Source organism: Pseudomonas sp. P8_229 (assembly GCF_034008635.1).
Taxonomy (GTDB): domain Bacteria; phylum Pseudomonadota; class Gammaproteobacteria; order Pseudomonadales; family Pseudomonadaceae; genus Aquipseudomonas.
In genome coordinates, this window is the sequence record NZ_CP125378.1 from 3,151,312 (window position 1) to 3,167,702 (window position 16,391).

14 protein-coding genes are annotated in these 16,391 nt (G+C 62.2%); 12 read left to right on the plus strand and 2 right to left on the minus strand.

Features of this window, described 5'->3' with window-relative positions:
• The first annotated feature begins 71 nt into the window (after positions 1-71).
• Positions 72-1,667, plus strand: coding sequence for a glycosyltransferase family 39 protein (locus QMK55_RS14280; RefSeq protein ID WP_320329407.1), 1,596 nt, complete (start codon positions 72-74; stop codon positions 1,665-1,667).
• An 18-nt stretch (positions 1,668-1,685) separates the two neighbouring features.
• Here QMK55_RS14280 and QMK55_RS14285 read toward each other — a convergent pair whose 3' ends face one another.
• Together QMK55_RS14285 and QMK55_RS14290 are read right to left on the minus strand one after the other, a co-directional pair.
• On the minus strand, positions 1,686-2,444 hold the full coding sequence (locus QMK55_RS14285; RefSeq protein WP_041070974.1) for a slipin family protein: 759 nt from the start codon (positions 2,442-2,444) through the stop codon (positions 1,686-1,688).
• Between the two features lie 2 nt (positions 2,445-2,446).
• Positions 2,447-2,977 carry an NfeD family protein gene (locus QMK55_RS14290; protein WP_320329408.1) on the minus strand — a complete coding sequence of 177 codons (531 nt, stop codon included), beginning with the start codon at positions 2,975-2,977 and terminating at the stop codon, positions 2,447-2,449.
• A gap of 174 nt (positions 2,978-3,151) precedes the next feature.
• Here QMK55_RS14290 and QMK55_RS14295 point away from each other — a divergent pair, with 174 nt between their 5' ends.
• The 11 genes from QMK55_RS14295 (at position 3,152) to pgaB (ending at position 16,391) form a co-directional block, all read left to right on the plus strand.
• Positions 3,152-3,613 carry an aminoacyl-tRNA deacylase gene (locus tag QMK55_RS14295; RefSeq protein ID WP_102354753.1) on the plus strand — a complete coding sequence of 154 codons (462 nt, stop codon included), beginning with the start codon at positions 3,152-3,154 and terminating at the stop codon, positions 3,611-3,613.
• Positions 3,614-3,737: 124 nt separating this feature from the next.
• On the plus strand, positions 3,738-3,983 hold the full coding sequence (locus QMK55_RS14300) for a DUF2789 domain-containing protein (RefSeq protein ID WP_320329409.1): 246 nt from the start codon (positions 3,738-3,740) through the stop codon (positions 3,981-3,983).
• A gap of 130 nt (positions 3,984-4,113) precedes the next feature.
• Positions 4,114-4,542, plus strand: a complete 429-nt coding sequence (locus tag QMK55_RS14305; RefSeq protein WP_320329410.1) for a MarR family winged helix-turn-helix transcriptional regulator — start codon at positions 4,114-4,116, stop codon at positions 4,540-4,542.
• Complete coding sequence (locus QMK55_RS14310; protein ID WP_102354751.1) at positions 4,539-6,602, plus strand: FUSC family protein; 2,064 nt, start codon at positions 4,539-4,541, stop codon at positions 6,600-6,602. Before QMK55_RS14305 ends, QMK55_RS14310 begins: the two co-directional genes overlap by 4 nt.
• Complete coding sequence (locus tag QMK55_RS14315; RefSeq protein WP_027611129.1) at positions 6,599-6,808, plus strand: DUF1656 domain-containing protein; 210 nt, start codon at positions 6,599-6,601, stop codon at positions 6,806-6,808. The genes QMK55_RS14310 and QMK55_RS14315 overlap by 4 nt, the downstream gene beginning before the upstream one ends.
• Positions 6,805-7,692 (plus strand): HlyD family secretion protein, encoded by an 888-nt coding sequence (locus tag QMK55_RS14320; RefSeq protein ID WP_102354750.1) that lies wholly within the window; start codon positions 6,805-6,807, stop codon positions 7,690-7,692. Before QMK55_RS14315 ends, QMK55_RS14320 begins: the two co-directional genes overlap by 4 nt.
• A complete protein-coding gene (locus QMK55_RS14325) occupies positions 7,689-9,131 on the plus strand; it encodes an efflux transporter outer membrane subunit (RefSeq protein ID WP_102354749.1) in 1,443 nt (480 codons plus the stop codon). Before QMK55_RS14320 ends, QMK55_RS14325 begins: the two co-directional genes overlap by 4 nt.
• 93 nt (positions 9,132-9,224) lie before the next feature.
• Positions 9,225-9,860 carry a hypothetical protein gene (locus QMK55_RS14330; protein ID WP_025113416.1) on the plus strand — a complete coding sequence of 212 codons (636 nt, stop codon included), beginning with the start codon at positions 9,225-9,227 and terminating at the stop codon, positions 9,858-9,860.
• Between the two features lie 290 nt (positions 9,861-10,150).
• Positions 10,151-11,656 (plus strand): YdgA family protein, encoded by a 1,506-nt coding sequence (locus tag QMK55_RS14335; protein WP_102354748.1) that lies wholly within the window; start codon positions 10,151-10,153, stop codon positions 11,654-11,656.
• A 241-nt stretch (positions 11,657-11,897) separates the two neighbouring features.
• Complete coding sequence (gene pgaA / locus QMK55_RS14340) at positions 11,898-14,381, plus strand: poly-beta-1,6 N-acetyl-D-glucosamine export porin PgaA (RefSeq protein WP_320329411.1); 2,484 nt, start codon at positions 11,898-11,900, stop codon at positions 14,379-14,381.
• A gap of 12 nt (positions 14,382-14,393) precedes the next feature.
• Complete coding sequence (pgaB, locus tag QMK55_RS14345; protein WP_102354746.1) at positions 14,394-16,391, plus strand: poly-beta-1,6-N-acetyl-D-glucosamine N-deacetylase PgaB; 1,998 nt, start codon at positions 14,394-14,396, stop codon at positions 16,389-16,391.

Consider the following 16,391-nt stretch of genomic DNA (forward strand, 5'->3'; position numbering starts at 1 on the left):
GTGGCTGACCTAAAGTGACGGCAGGTTCGGGACCTTCCGTTCGAGACATTCCGGCACAGCAAGAGGATGCAATGGCGGCACACAGAGAAACGCCGGTTGGCGACACGCAGGATCCACGTGCGGTCCCGGGGGCATGGTTGGTTGCCCTGCGCCTGATTCGCTGGGCCAGAGAGCACTGGCTGTTGCCGATCATGCTGCTGGCGGCGGTGGTGCGTTTTTACGACCTGACGGCGGCGGCGATCTGGTTCGATGAAGGCTCCAGTGTCCTGCTGAGCCAGTTTCCGCTGGCCGAGATCTGGGGGCATGCGGCCCATGACGTGCATCCGCCGCTGTATTTCATGTTGCTGCACGGCTGGATCGGCCTGTTCGGGGACGGCATCCTGTCCATTCGCCTGATGAGCGCGTTGCCGGGGATCGTCACCGTCGGCCTCGGCGTGTGGCTGGTGGATCTGCTCGCCACCCGCCGCGCCGCGTTGTTGGCCGGGCTGCTGCTGGCGCTGTTGCCCACCGCGGTGCGCTACAGCCAGGAAGTGCGCATGTATTCGCTGCTCGGCATGTGGCTGATCGGGGCGACGATTGCGCTGATCTACTGGGTCCGCCAACCGCGGCGGCATCGCTATCTGGTGGCCTATGCGCTGCTGATGACGGTAGCGTTTTATACCCATTACTTCACCGTGCTCTGCGTGATCAGCCATTGGCTGTACCTGGCGGTGGTGCGCGTGCAGCCGGGGTATCGGCTGCGGCATATCCAGCGCCCGGGCTGGTGGCTGGCCAACCTGAGCATCGCGTTGCTTTACCTGCCGTGGGTGCCCAACCTGCTTGATCTGCTGCAGCACGTCCCGGAGCTCAAGGCCAGTAACGACATCGGCTGGGAAGACCCGGTGACCCTCGTTTCGTTGCCGTCGATGGTCTGGTCGTTGCTGATTCAGGACGATGGTTTAACCCTGCCGGCGTGGCTGTTCTGGCTCTTGCCAGTGGCGCTGGCGGCAGTGATCGTCGTTGGCCTGCGTCGTGATCGCAGTGTGTTTCGCGGTAGCCTGTTGCTGCTGTCCTACAGCGTGGTGCCGATTCTGCTGGTGTTTGGCGTGTCGTTCATCTCGCCGGTGTTCATCGAACGTTACGTGACGGTCTACGCGCTGGGGCTGCCGATGCTGGTGGCGCTGGCGGTCGATCGCTTGTACACAGGCTTTCGCGTGCTGGCGCTGGCGATTCTGGTGCTGTTCGTCGGCGTCGAGTTGGTGGGCGTGAAGAACAACGCCACGGTCGACAGCAATGATCAGTTCAGCGTAGTGGTCGACTACGTCAACCGGCACTTCACTGAGGGTGACCGGATCGTCACCAGCGACATGATGTGGTACCTCAGTTACATCTACTACAACCGCACCGACGCGCAGGTCCGCCTGTACACGCCACCTGCGCCGGACGGGCGCTCCACGCGTCCCAACGCTTACGGGTTCGGCACGCTGGTCAGCGAGGAGGTTTACCTCGATCAACTCGCAGACGTGTCCAAGGGCAGCAATCGGGTCTGGCTGATCGGCACACTGGATGAGTCGAATGAGTTTGCAGCGTTGCCCGAGGGCTGGCAGCGGCAGAGCGATGTCCATGCCGGAGGCGCTTTTGCCCGCCTGTATGTGAGGGTGCCAAGCGCCGAAAAATCGGGTGGATGATCGCTGGCCTGCGCAGGCTCAAGTCTTGCCCGACAGGTCCGCCATCCCCTTAAGCAACTCGATCGGCAACGGAAAGACAATGGTCGAGCTCTTGTCGCCGGCAATCGAACTCAAGGTCTGCATGTAGCGCAACTGCATGGCACCGGGCTGGCGGCCGAGCATTTCGGCGGCCTGCATGAGTTTTTCCGAGGCCTGCAGTTCGCCTTCGGCGTGGATCACCTTGGCCCGGCGCTCGCGTTCGGCTTCAGCCTGTTTGGCAATGGCGCGCACCATCGACTCGTTGAGGTCGACGTGCTTGATCTCGACGTTGGCGACCTTGATGCCCCACGCGTCGGTCTGGGCATCGAGCACTTGTTGGATATCGATATTCAACTGCTCGCGCTCGGCCAGCAGTTCATCCAGTTCATGTTTGCCGAGCACCGCGCGCAGGGTGGTCTGCGCCAGTTGGCTGGTGGCCGAGAGAAAGTCTTCGACCTGAATGATCGCCTTCTGCGGGTCGAGCACGCGGAAATACAGCACTGCGTTGACCTTCACCGAGACGTTGTCGCGGGTGATCACATCCTGCGGCGGCACATCGAGGACGACGGTGCGCAGGTCGACCCGGACCATTTGCTGCACCACCGGAATCAGCAGGATCAGCCCCGGCCCCTTGACCTGCCAGAAGCGTCCGAGCTGGAACACCACGCCGCGCTCGTACTCACGCAGGATGCGGAACGTCGACCCGGCCAGGGCGATGACCAACAGCAGCAGTGCAACAAAACCGATTTGCAGACCCATGATCACTCTCCGTGTCGCACCGCGTCAGTCGCGGCGACTTTCAGCAATAAGCCATTTCGTCCGACTACGCGCACCGATTGCCCGGTGTGCAGCGGTGTCGTGCTGTGCACTTGCCAATGTTCGCCCTGCAATTGCACCCAGCCGCTGTGAGCGTTTTCCGTTTGCACGGTGGTCACCGCCGTCACGCTGCCGACCAGCCCGGCATCACCGCTGACAGCGTGGCGGGGGCGGGTTTTCAAGGCACGGACGATCAAGGCGATCAGCAGCAGGGCGCTGATCAGGCCAAGGCCGATGATCATCGGCACCGGCAACTCGGCGTTGCCCAGAATCAGCGCGCCGATGACGAACATGATGATCCCGCCGAGGCCAATCACCCCGTAGTTGGGCAGCGCGGCTTCGGCGATCAGAAAGGCAATGCCGAGCGTGATCAGCCACAGGCCGACCGGATTCACCGCCGTCAGCGGGACATCCGCCGCGAGGGCTGAGCCGCTGAGCAGCAGTAACAAGGCAAACGCACAACATCGGCTGTTCACGTGACCCTCCGGGAGAGTCCTGGGGTGGTTCTTTAAGTCTAGTTGAGCCTGGCGCTGGATGAATTTTGATCAATGAGCGGATGTGTCCGGTGAGCGGATTTCCCGTCGCCAGCGGCATGCCGAACTAGACTCAGCAGAACAGCAACAACGGTCAGCGTGACACCGAGGTGCATCATGCGTATGGCAAAAAAAGTACAGAGCAGCCTGAACCGGGCGCACTGTGAATATGACGTCGTGGCCCACCGACACTCGGCCAGCAGCCTGGAAACCGCACGGGTTAGCGGGGTGCCCGCCGAACGGGTAGCCAAATCGGTGATCCTCGACGACCACCACGGGCATTACCTGATGGCCGTGCTGCCGGCCAGCCGGCACCTGGACTTGAGCAAAGTGCGCAGCAACGGTGAATGGCAGATCACCCGGGAAAGCAATCTGGCGCATATCTTCGATGACTGCGAACGCGGCGCGGTGCCGCCGCTGGGTGATTCCTATGGTCTGGACATGGTCATCGATCCGCTGCTGACCCGGCAGAAAGACATCTACCTGGAAGCCGGCAACCACAACTATCTGCTGCACATGAGCATGCCCGAGTTCCTGAGAATGGTGCCGCATGCGCAGGTGCGGGAGTTGAGTCAATAGGGGTGTGGTGTTGTCACTGACGCCTTCGCGAGCAAGCCCGCTCCCACAGGTTCACCGCAATCCCCTGTGGGAGCGGGCTTGTTCGCGAATCTTCCTCGCACCGATTTTTTGAAGGAGTCCTCCAATGGAGCAGCCAAGCCATAGCCTGCCGTCCCTGTTCGACCAACTCGGCCTGAGCAGCGACCCGACCAGCATCGAGCAATTCATCGCCACCCACTCGCCACTCAAACCCGAACTGCACCTGGCGGACGCGTTCTTCTGGACCAAAAGCCAGGCGGATTTTTTGCGCAGCGAGATTCTTGATGATGCAGATTGGGCGGAGGTGGTGGATCAGTTGAATGTGCTGCTGCGTAAGGGGCGCGATGCGTAAAGAGGTGCTGAAACGCCTGAATGAAGATTTGTTTCAAAACTTGACTGAAATTCCCCGCCAATGCGATATTGATAGTTAGCAAGCTAACAGTGTGCATTTCCCCGTGCCGAATCCCCTCGACGCTCTCCAGATGAACATCAGCAGTGCCATGGTGGTGGCCGCCAGGCACTGGCGCAAGATCTGCCAGACCACGCTGGTCAACTACGGCATCTCCGAAGCCTGCGCCGTGCCGTTGTTGATGATCGGGCGGCTGGGTGAGGGCGTTCGCCAGGTGCAGGTGGCGCAGGCGGCCGGGATGGAGAGTCCGTCTCTGGTGCGCCTGCTCGATCAGTTGTGCCACGCCGGATATGTCTGTCGCACCGAAGATGCGCAGGATCGCCGAGCCAAGTGCTTGAGCCTGACCGACACTGGCCGCGAGCTGGTGCAGGCGGTGGAAGTCGAACTGGTCCGTCTGCGTCATGAAGTGCTTGAAGGCATCGACCGGAGTGATCTGGAAGCTACGCTTCGGGTACTGAGAGCTTTTGAGGCGGCCAATCCGCCTGTGGTGATCAATTCTTGAACGGTTTTTTCTCCGGCATTCCTCCGGCCCGGGACTGGTTCTACGGGGTCCGTACCTTTGCAGCGTCGATGATCGCGCTGTACATCGCCTTGCTCATGCAGATGCCGCGTCCGTATTGGGCGATGGCCACGGTGTATATCGTCTCCAGCCCGTTTCTCGGCCCGACCAGTTCAAAGGCGCTGTACCGCGCCATCGGTACTTTTCTCGGGGCGGCGGCGGCAGTGCTGTTTGTGCCGATGTTCGTGCAGAGTCCGTATGTGCTGGTGGTGGTCATCGCCTTGTGGACGGGGATCTTGCTGTTCCTGTCGTTGCACCTGCGTACTGCCAATAACTACGCGCTGATGCTGGCCGGCTACACCCTGCCGCTGATTGCCTTGCCGACGGTGGATAACCCACTGGCGGTGTGGGATGTGGCGGAAGCGCGCACCGAAGAGATTTTCCTTGGCATCGCCGTGGCGGCGGTGATCGGCGCGATGTTCTGGCCGCGGCGGCTGGCGCCGGTGTTCAACGACGCGGTGGGCAAGTGGTTCGCCGATGCCACCACGTACAGCCTGAAATTTCTCAGCCGCGATGTTCAGCCGGAGCAAGTCACGGCCCTGCGCATGGCCATGGTTGCCAGTTTCAACAGCCTGGAATTGATGATCGGCCAGTTGCCCCACGAAGGCTCCCGGCCGCAAACCGTGCGCAACACCAAGGAGCTGCGCGGACGGATGATCCACCTGTTGCCGGTGATCGACGCCCTTGAAGACTCGCTCTATGCCCTTGAGCGGCGCACGCCGGAACTGGTGGAAAAGTTTGCGCCGCTGCTGGCGGCAACCCGTGAGTGGCTCGGCCATAAAGACGCCGATCTGGCGCGTTGGCAGGCTCTCAAGGATCAGCTTCAGGCCTTGCAGCCGAGCTGCGAGGCGCTGGAAGACCGCAAGCAATTGCTGTTCTCCAACTCGATTTATCGCCTCGGTGAATTCATCGATCTGTGGCAGGACTGTCGCAGCCTGCAGGACGCGATTCTGTGCGAGCGGCAGGACAGCTGGCGCGCGGTGTACCGGCACTGGCGCCTGGGGCGGCTGACGCCATTTCTCGACCGCGGGATGATGCTGTATTCGGTGGCCTCGACCATTCTGGCGATCATCGTTGCCTCGACGTTGTGGATTCTGCTCGGCTGGCCGGACGGCGGCAGTGCGGTGATTCTGGCGGCGGTGGCCTGCAGTTTCTTTGCCTCGATGGACGACCCGGCGCCGCAGATCTACCGGTTCTTTTTCTGGACCGGGATGTCGGTGCTGTTCGCCAGTCTCTATCTGTTTCTGATTCTGCCGAACCTGCACGATTTTCCGATGCTGGTGCTGGCGTTTGCGATCCCGTTCATCTGTGTCGGCACCCTGACCGTGCAGCCGCGCTTCTACCTCGGCATGCTTCTGACGCTGGTCAACACCTCGTCGTTCATCAGCATTCAGGGCGCGTACGACGCGGACTTCTTCGCTTTCGTGAACTCCAACCTGGCCGGCCCGATGGGTTTGTTGTTCGCGTTCATCTGGACCCTGATTGCCCGTCCGTTCGGCGTCGAGCTGGCGGCCAAGCGCCTGACTCGCTTCAGTTGGAAAGACATCGTGCACATGACCGAGCCGGCCAACCTCGCCGAACACCGGCAGTTGGGCGTGCAGTTGCTCGACCGTCTGATGCAGCACCTGCCACGTCTGGCGATGACCGGTCAGGACACCGGGATTGCCATGCGTGAAGTGCGCGTGGGCCTGAACCTGCTGGATTTGCTGGCCTACACCCCGCGTGTCGAAGGCGCGCCGAATGCCTTGCTGCAACAAGTGGTGGCCGAGGTTGGCGAGTATTTCCGTGCTTGTCTGAAGGCGGGCGAACGCTTGCCGGCACCGAGTCCCTTATTGATGACAATGGACCGCGCGCGCCGTGCGCTCAAAGGCCACGGCGACGAGGAAACCCGTCTAAACCTGTTGCATGCCTTGAGCGGTTTGCGCCTGGCGCTGCTGCCCGGCGTGGAATTTGTCAGCACGAGCGATGCCGAAGAACCGCTGCCCGATGGAGCGCCCCTATGATCGGTGATCTGGATATCAGCGGCATTTTCCTGCCGACCCTGCTGGTGCTGATGGGCATCACCTATGTGTTGTTTCTGCTGGTGCACGGCGTGCTCACGCGTCTGCACTTTTACCGTCTGGTCTGGCACCGGGCATTGTTCAACGTGGCTCTCTACGCTGTGCTGTTGTATGGCGTGGACTCACTCAGTCGATACCTGATGACATGAAAAAACCGTTTCTGACCATCGGTCGCGTGGTACTGACCCTGCTGATCGTGACTTTCGCCGTCGTCCTCGTCTGGCGCATGGTGATGTATTACATGTTTGCGCCGTGGACCCGCGACGGCCACATTCGCGCCGACATCATCCAGATCGCCCCGGACGTGTCCGGACTGATCCAGCAGGTCGAGGTCAAGGACAACCAGTTGATCAAGCGCGGCCAGGTGCTGTTCAGCATCGACCAGGACCGCTTCAAACTGGCCCTGCGTCAGGCCAAGGCAGCGGTCGCCGACCGCGAAGAAACCCTCGCCCAGGCGCAGCGCGAAGCCAAGCGTAACCGTGGCCTGGGCAACCTGGTGCCGGCCGAACAGCTGGAAGAAAGCCAGTCGAAAGTCGCCCGGGCGCAATCGGCCTTGGCCGAAGCGCTGGTGTCGGTGGACAGCGCACAGCTTAATCTCGAGCGCTCGGTGATCCGCAGCCCGGTGGACGGCTACGTCAACGACCGTGCGCCACGTGTGCAGGAGTTCGTCACCGCCGGGCGTCCGGTGTTGTCGGTGGTCGACAGCAATTCGTTTCACATCGACGGCTATTTCGAAGAAACCAAACTCGACGGCATTCATGTCGGCCAGTCCGTGGATATCCGCGTGATCGGCGATAAAGCCAAGCTGCGCGGGCATGTTGAAAGCATCGTCGCCGGTATCGAAGACCGCGACCGTACCAGCGGCAATAACCTGCTGCCCAACGTCAACCCGGCATTCAGCTGGGTACGTCTGGCGCAGCGGATTCCGGTGCGCATCGCCTTTGACGACGTGCCGGAAGACTTCCGAATGATCGCCGGACGTACCGCTACAGTCTCGATCATCGACGACCAGAAGCAGGAGCCTGCGCAATGAACAGGGTCCTGATGATCGCCGGGTTGGGCGTGATGCTCTCGGCGTGTCAGATGGTCGGGCCGGACTATCACCTGCCCGCAGACGCGGCGGTTCAGCGCAAAGACTTGCAGGGCGAGCTGGCCGTGGATGGCAAGCCAGTGGTTTCGGCGCCGGTGCCGGCGGACTGGTGGCGCCTGTACCGGGACCCGCGTCTGGACCAACTGGTGCAGCAGGCCATGGCTTCCAACACCGACTTGCGGGTGGCGGCGGCGAACCTGTCGCGGGCCCGCGCGCAGGTCGATGAAGCTGAAGCGGCCGGTGGCTGGAGCGGCGGCGTGAAGATGGGCGCGCAGCGCTTGCAGGAATCCGGTCAGGCGTTCCTGCTGCCGGAAAAAGTGCCGGTGGCCAACGTTGCTGACATCGGCATCAGTGCTTCTTATCAGTTCGACCTGTGGGGCACGTTGCAGCGCGGCATCGAAGCGGCGAAAGCCAACGCCGATGCCACGCAAGCGGCGGCCGATACCGCGCGCATCACCTTGGTGGCGGACGTGGTGCGGGCCTACACCCAGGTGTGTGCCGCCAATGAAGAGCGGGAAATCGCCCAGCACTCCCTCGACCTGCAATCGCAAAGCACCACCCTGATCCAGCGCCTGCGCGATGCCGGGCGTGGCGATGAAACCCAGGTCACCCGTTCGCAAACCCAATTCAAGTCGTTGCGCGCCGATATGCCGCGTTATGAAGCGTCGCGTCAGGCCGGGCTGTTCCGCCTGTCGATGCTGCTGGCCAAACCGGTCGATCAACTGCCGGCCGGCACCGCAAGTTGCGCCGAACTGCCGAAAATCGCTCAACTGGTGCCGGTCGGTGACGGTGCGGCACTGCTCAAGCGCCGGCCCGATGTGCGTCAGGCCGAACGTCGGCTGGCCGCCGCCACTGCCGGCATCGGTATCGCCACTGGCGAGTTGTACCCGGACATCAGCATCGGCGCGACCATCGGCACCGTCGGCATTGTTTCCGACCTGGGCGATCCGTCGACCAATCGCTGGGGCTTCGGTCCGTCGCTGAGCTGGAAAGTGCCGACCAACGGTGCGCGCGCGCGTATCCGCGAAGCTGAAGCCAACACCCAGGGCGCGCTGGCGCATTTTGACGGCGTGGTGCTCAACGCCATCCGCGAAACCCAGACCGGTCTGGCCCAGTACAGCGCGCTGCTGCAACGCCGCGACGCACTGGCCGATGCCGAGCAGTCGGCGAAGCTGGCAGCCGACCAGACCCACCGCTTCTTCCAGGCCGGGCGTGAGTCGTTCCTCGCCGACCTGCAGGCGACCCGCACCTACACCGATGTCACCGCGCAGTTGGCCGCCGCCAACACTCAGGTTGCCATGAGCCAGATCGATTTGTTCCTCGCGCTGGGCGGCGGTTGGGAAAGCGGACGAACGCAAGCCTCAAGCGCCAGCAAACCCTGAACCCGTTGCTATGCTTTGAAGTGTTGAAAGGGTGCCCCGTGCAACGCACCCTTTCAGCGCACATTGCTAGCGCTGGTCTAGGGGAAACCAATAATGAAAAACCCTTACGCTCTCGGCTTCTGGTGCGCCCTGGTAGCGCTGGTGCTGCTATCGGCCACCTATTTCTACGGCATCATGCTGGCCCACCAGATCGACAAGGCCATGGTTTTCCTCGACAGCGCCACCGCGTTGATCGCGGTGATGGCAATCGTGGTGGTGGCCTGGGCGTCGATCCAGGTGCAGCGGGTCAAGAAACGGCAGCTTGAACAAGGCAAGACTCTGGTGCTGATCTGGGACACCAAAGTCGCCCTGCGCCGGGTCGAAACCGTGTTTGATCGCTACTTCTGGGGCAGCTACTGGCAACCGGGGCGCACCTTCGCCGAGGTGATGGGCGAACTCACCGGCACACCGCTGGAAAAAAGCCTCGAAGCCCTGAAAAAACAGTGCCTGGAGCTCGACAAGCAAATTGCCGATGAAGGCTGGCACTGGCTCAACAACGCCCGTGAACTGTCGGATGTCGCCACGGCCATGGCCCGTGAACGTTATCAGCTGGACTTCTGCGATCCCCGGGCCGACGGGCCGGGCGGGGCGGTGATCGATCGGGATTTTGAAGTGCTGGTGTATACCTGGACGGCGCGGCTCAAGAGCTTTGATCATCAACTCGATGAGATCGAGGTCCAGTATTCCTGATGTGCATTGCCTTCACTGACCTCTTCGCGAGCAGGCTCGCTCCCACAAGGACAACGCTGTACCTGTGGGAGCGAGCCTGCTCGCGAAGACGGCCTGAAAACACTGCAACTCTCCCTGCCTGTCGACTGTCCACACTCCCCATAGACACTCTTTAACCTTTAAACATTGGGCCGTCTCGCGCACCCAGTGCTAATCTCCATCGTTAATTTCAGCGGAGTCGAGCCGCAACCCGGTCACGGGTTCAGGGAAGACGACCACACTTTCAGCCACGGACATTGATCAGGTCATTCATGAATAAATCAGCAGGCGTGCTTCTCGGGATTGTTGTAGCGATCGGCGCCATCAGTGCCGGCGGGGCCTGGTATACCGGGACCAAGATTGAAGGCGTGCTGAACAACGCCGTGACCAACGCCAACAAAGAGCTGCAGACCGCGATGGCCGGCTCCAATGGCAGTGCATCGCTGGAACTGGTGTCGCTGGAGCGTCACACCTTCACCAGCACCGCGCACTACCGCCTCAAGGGCGAAGGCGAGATGTTCGGTGACGCGCCGGTCGAGCTGCTGTTCGTCGACCACATCGAGCACGGCCCGCTGCCGTTCTCGCGTCTGGTGTCGCTGAAGTGGCTGCCGGTCATGGCCACCAGCAACTTCGAGCTGGAAAAGAACCCGGCCACTGAAAAATGGTTTGCCGCCGCCAAGGGCGCCGCGCCGCTCAAAGGCGTGACCAACATCGGCTACGACGAATCCACCACCAGCAGCGTCGAACTGCTGCCGCTGGAAACTGCGCTGGACGAGCAGTCGAGCCTGAAATTCTCCGGCCTGACCCTGAACATCTCCGCCAGTGCCCAGGCGCAGAAGGTCAAGGCTGACGGCTACATGGACAACCTGAAGCTGGTCACCGTGGCGCAAGACCAGGCGCCGGTGCAGGTCGAACTCAACGGTTTGACCCTGGCCAGCAACCTGACCAAGAGCAGCTACGGCTACTACACCGGGGAAAACACTCTTGAGCTGACCAGCAGCAAAACCACCTTCGGTCCCAAGCAGTCGGTTCTCGGCGTGAAGAACTTCGAAATGAAGAACCTCACCGAAGAGAGCGGCAGTAACGCCTCTGGCCGTGCCGACTACAAGGTCAGTGAAGTGACCCTCAACGACAAGAAAATCGGCTCGGCCAGCATGGCCATGAGCCTGAAGAACCTCGACATCCCGTCGACAATGTCGCTGATGCAGATCTACCAGACCAAATTGCAGCCGTACGAGAAAGAAGCGGCGGCCGCTGCCGAAGCTGGCTTGCCGGCACCGGAGTTGAACCTGACCGAAGCCGAATCGGCGCAGGTCAAGGCGGATCTGCAGAAACTGCTGGGCGCCGGCCCACAGGTTGCGCTGGAAAACCTGTCGCTGAAGACCGCCAATGGTGAAAGCCGCGCCAGTCTGGTGATCGACCTGACCAAGCCGCCGTCGATGGACCTGCCGCCAGATCAACTGGGCAAACAGTTGATCGCGCTGCTGGATCTGAATGTCCAGGTGTCCAAGCCGATGCTGATCGATCTGCTCAGCGTCCAGGCGCAACTTGACGGCCAGACTGACGCCAAAGCCATTGTCGACCAGGCGAGCGCCGGTGCCGACATGTTCTCTGGCATGGCGGTCGGCTCGCAGCTGGCGACCATCGACGGCACCAATGTCGTGACCAAACTGCATTACGCCGCCAATCAAGTGGAATTCAACGGCCAGAAGATGACCGTTGAGCAGTTCGTCGGCTTCCTGATGAGCAAGTTCGCTGGCGTCACGCAAGTGCAGTAATACTGCGTTCTAAATAACAACGCCCGGCCTCTGTATCCCGCAGACGCCGGGCGTTTTGCTGTCTGGTGTCCGGCTGATCCGGCGCCACGATTCTGAACAATTATTGTGATCGGGATATTCAACTACGCTTGCATGCAAGACTGCCTGACTAAGCTTGGCTGAGTCTTTATTGGCTCAGTCTCCGTTACGAATGGGCAAGGGGGGCATTGCGACCCGGCTGGCCATGTAAGGATGCTGACGAATGCCGCGTATTGATGTTCCCGTTTTACATCGTGGTCTACGCCCGTTGTTTCGCGTTGCGCTGTGCAGCCAGTTGCTCTGGCCGGCATTGGCGTTTGCCGATACTCCCTATGATCAGATGGTGCGTGATGCCCGTGCCGGGCAGACCACGCCGGCGCTGAACGTGCTGCGTCAGGTGCCGCCTGGCCAGTCGACCACCGGCCAGATCAGCGACCACCTGCAGATCGCCAGTTGGGCGGGTCTCGACGCCGAAGTGGTGCAGGTCTATGAAACCCAGGGCCGTGACCGGGTGCTGCCGGTGCAGGCACTGACCGCCACCGCACGCGCCTATCGCAACCTCAAGCGTTGGGATCAGGCGACTCAGGTCTACAACAAGGCCCTGGCGCTGGAGCCGGGCAACCCCGACCTGCAACTGGGGTTGGCCCTGACTCAGGCGGACTCGGGCAAACCCGACGAAGCCGTGACCCGCGCCAAGGCGCTGGTTGCCGCCAAACCGGATGATCCCTCCCGTCGACTCGCGCTGGGCTATGCCCTGACCCGCGCCGGCAAGCAGTACGACGCCCTGTTTGAATACGATCAGGCGTTCATCCGCGCCGGCAGCAAGCCGGAAGTCGCACGTGAATACGTGGTCGCCCTGCAAAAGGCGCGTCTGCCGGAACCGGCGCTGCGCCTGGCCAATCAACGGCCAGGGCTGATCGACCCGGTGACCCTGCGTCGTCTCGAAGGCGATCTGGCCGCCGAGCGCGTGCGTCTGGCCGAGTTCGCGGCCCGCAGCGAAAAGGAACGCTACGTGATCGCTGATCGCGCGCTGGCCGACTACGACAAATTGCTCGCCACCTGGACTCCGGATGCCAGCGCCCACGATGACGTGATTCGCTGGCGCATCGACCGCATGGGCGCGCTCAAGGCCCGGGCACGCACCGCCCAGGTCATTACCGAATATCAAAAGCTGCAAGCCGAAGGCGTGAAGATTCCGACCTACGCCCTGCGGTGGGTCGCGGCGTCGTATCTGGATCAGCGCCAGCCGGAAATCGCCACCGACCTGTATCGTCAGGTGCTGTCAGCGCCGGATGCCGATGTGGGTGATCGCCTCGAAGACTCCACGGCGTTGTACTACTCGCTGCTGGAAAGCGACCGCGCCGAAGAGGCGCGCAAAGTCGCCGAGGATCTGGCCAAGAGCCAGAATCCAAGGGTCGAGCTCAAGGGCCTGCCGATCGGCAACCCCAATGACGAATGGATGGACGCCCAGCAACTCGCGGCGCAGGCCGGCACCTACGGCTCCGACCTGCCGCACGGCGAGGAACGCCTGCAGACACTGGTCGATCAGGCGCCGGGCAACGTCGGCCTGCGTCTGGCCCAGGCCGACCTGTATCTGGCCCGTCAGTGGCCACGCCGCGCCGAAAACCAGCTCAAGGAAACCGAGAGCATGGTGCCCCGTGACATGGGTCTGGAGGTGGCCCAGGCGCGCACCGCGATGACCTTGCAGGAATGGCGGCAGATGGATGCGCTGACCGATGACGTGGTCGAGCGTTTCCCGGACAACCGTCAGGTACAACGCGCGGCCCGTGAGCGCGAAGTGCACGACATGTCCGAACTGCGCGTCGAAGCCTACGGTGGCAAAGCCAATGGAGGCGGCGGTAGCGGTGGTGCAGGTGCGGTCAGTGGCAGCCGCGATTTCGGCATCCAGAGCACCCTGTACAGCCCGCCGATCGATGAAGACTGGCGTGTGTTCGTCGGCGCCGGCTATGCCACCGGCGACTTTGCCGAAGGCACCGGCACCGACCGTTTCCAGCGCGTTGGCCTGGAACGGCGCACCCGCGACATGAGCCTGCAAGCCGAAGTCTCCAACCACGATTACGGTTACGGCGCCAAGCAGGGCGCGCGCATCGCGATTGCCCGCGACATCGATGACCACTGGCAGTACGGCGGCAGCTTCGCTTATCTGTCGGCCGAGACGCCATTGCGCGCCCTCAACAGCGACATCAAGGCCAATGGCGGCAACGCGTTCATCCGCTGGCGCGCCAACGAGAGCCGTGAGTGGCGGCTGTCGGTCAGCCCGTCGCACTTCAGCGATGGCAACAATCGCGTCGAGGCTTTACTGACTGGACGCGAGGGCGTTTACAGCGCGCCGAACGTGCAGGTCGATGCCGGTCTGGAAGTCGGTACCAGCCACAACTCCAATTCCGAGGATGTGCCGTACTTCAACCCGAAGTCGGACTTCAGCGTCATGCCGACGGTCAACGTCAACCATGTGCTCTACCACCGTTACGAAACCTCGTGGAGCCAGCAGTTTCAGGCCGGTGCGGGCACCTACAGCCAGCGTGATCACGGCACCGGCGGCATGGCGATGCTCGGCTACGGCCAGCGTTATGCCTGGAACGACGTGTTCGAGGTGGGCGGCTTGTTCAGTGTGATCAACCGGCCCTACGACGGTGATCGGGAGACCGATCTGCGTCTGCTTGTCGACCTCACTTTCCGCTTCTAGAAGAGTTTGAAGATGCCTTTGATTACGCGTTTCATCCTTTTGCTGGGAGTGCTGCTGGTCAGCGCCTGCGCCCAGCAAGCTCCGGCCTTCGCGCCGCCGTCGCAGCGTCCGGTAGCGGCCAATGAAAAGCCGTGGCCGAAAAACCATGTGCTGGGTATCGCCTATCACGACGTCGAAGACCGTGACCCCGATCAGGCCGTGGTGGCGGTGCGCACTGAGCGCATGATCGAGCAACTCGCGTGGCTGCGCGAGAACGGCTACAAACCGGTCACCGTCGACCAGATCATGGCCGCGCGCAAAGGCGGCCCGGAACTGCCACCGAAGGCGATCCTGCTCAGCTTCGACGACGGTTACTCAAGCTTCTATACCCGCGTGCTGCCGCTGCTGCGCGCCTACAACTGGCACGCCTTGCTGGCGCCGGTCGGCGTGTGGATCGACACGCCGCTCAATCAACCGGTGGATTTCGCCGGCGCGCCACGGGCACGAACCGACTTCCTGACCTGGGATCAGGTGCGGGAAATCTCGCAGTCGGGGCTGGTGGAAATCGCCGCGCACACGGACGCCAGTCACAAAGGCATCCTCGCCAACCCGCAGGGCAACCTGCAGCCGGCGGCGGCGACCCGCCGCTACGATCCGGTCACCAAGCGCTACGAGTCCGAAGAGGATTTCCGTGCACGGATCCGCAACGACGTCGCGACCATTTCGGAAAAGATCCGCAAGGTCACCGGCAAGAAACCGCGCATCTGGGTCTGGCCGTACGGCGCGGCGGACGGCACTTCGCTGGCGGTGGTCGGCGAGCAGGGCTACGAAATGGCCCTGACTCTGGACGACGGTCTCGACGCCCTCGACAACCTGATGAGCAGCCCGCGCTTCCTGGTGGCCTCCGATCCTGACGGCGAGCATTTCGCCAACAGCATCGTCGCGGCGCAGGCGGATTTCACCATGCGCGTGGTCCACGTCGATCTGGACAATGTCTATGACCCGGACCCGGCGCAGCAGGAAATCAACCTTGGCAAGCTGATCCAGCGCATGGCTGACATGGGCGCCAACACCGTGTTCCTGCAGGCCTTCGCTGATCCGAAGGGTGACGGTCTGGTGCACTCGCTGTACTTCCCCAACCGTCACCTGCCAGTACGCGCCGACATCTTCGACCGCGTCGCCTGGCAACTGCGCACCCGCGCCCATGTGAAGGTGTTCGCCTGGATGCCGGTGCTCAGTTTTGGCCTCGATGCGAAACTGCCGCGTGTGACTCGCTGGGATCCGAAGACTGGCACCACTGCGGTCGATCCGGATCAGTATCAGCGCCTGTCGCCGTTCGATCCGGAAGTACGGAGGATCATCGGTGAAATCTACGAAGACGTGGCGCGCCTGACCTCGGTCGACGGCATTCTCTACCACGACGACGCGGTGCTCTCGGACTTCGAAGACGCCAGCCCCCAGGCCTTGAAAGCCTATGCCGCGCAGGGTTTGCCGGGGTCGATTGCCGCGCTTCGCGATGATCCGGCAGCGATGCAGCGCTGGACGCGCTTCAAGAGCCGCTACCTGATCGATTTCACCAATGAACTGACCGCCAAGGTCCGGGCGATTCGTGGCCCGCAGGTGGAGACCGCACGCAACATCTTTGCCGAACCGATCCTCAACCCCGACAGCGAAGCCTGGTTTGCACAGAACCTCGACGACTTCCTCGTGACCTACGACTGGACGGCGCCGATGGCCATGCCGCTGATGGAGAAACAGACCCTGGCGCAATCCGGCCCGTGGCTCGAAGAACTGGTGGCGAAGATCAAGCAGCGCCCCGGTGCTCTGGATCACACGGTGTTCGAACTGCAGGCCCGCGACTGGACGAAAAAGGACCAGGCCGACATTGACGGCGCACGACTGGCCGACTGGATGGGCCGGCTCAAGCGCCAGGGCGCGAACAGTTTCGGTTACTACCCGGACAACTTCCTCGACAACCTGCCGGACCTGAAAACCGTAAGGCCTGCGCTCTCCAACAAATGGAACCCATGA